The organism is Chrysanthemum yellows phytoplasma, from assembly GCF_000803325.1.
GTDB classification, from domain to species: Bacteria; Bacillota_I; Bacilli_A; order Acholeplasmatales; family Acholeplasmataceae; genus Phytoplasma; species Phytoplasma asteris.
Map to the genome: position 1 here is coordinate 1 of NZ_JSWH01000064.1, position 435 is coordinate 435.

Genomic DNA, 435 nt, shown 5'->3' on the forward strand with positions numbered 1-435 from the left:
AACTTTTTTTAAAGGATATTTTTTAGTAATTTCATCTAAATCTTTTTGAGATAAAGTTTTTTTAATTAATAATTTACGGGCTATTTCATCTAAGGCATCTTTATTATTTTATAATAAATGTTCTGTTTTTTGTAAAAAGGCATTAAAATCTTTTTGAGGATAAGGAGAGAATTTATTTAAGTTATGTTTAGCACTATTATGGTCAGAACCAGAGCCTTTTCCTACTTGTAAACGTTTCATTTGATGGTTTTTGGCTAAAATATTTTCAGCAGCAGTTCCTCCAAAATTAAGGAGTGTTTCTGTTTTGGGATCAGATTTTAAAACTTTGCAAGAAGTATGTCCCAAGGTTCTTTGAGTACGTTTAATTGTAACGTAATGAACTTGAAAATTTTCAGGATATAAAAGAGCTATAAGAGTTATATCAAACTATATTTT

1 protein-coding gene is annotated in these 435 nt (G+C 26.9%); it reads right to left on the bottom strand.

Annotation, left to right across the window (positions count from 1 at the left end; genetic code table 11):
• Positions 1-108: 108 nt before the first annotated feature.
• Positions 109-345: a hypothetical protein gene (locus OL66_RS00865; protein ID WP_034172084.1), complete on the bottom strand. Its 237-nt coding sequence runs from the start codon at positions 343-345 to the stop codon at positions 109-111.
• Between the last annotated feature and the right edge of the window lie 90 nt (positions 346-435).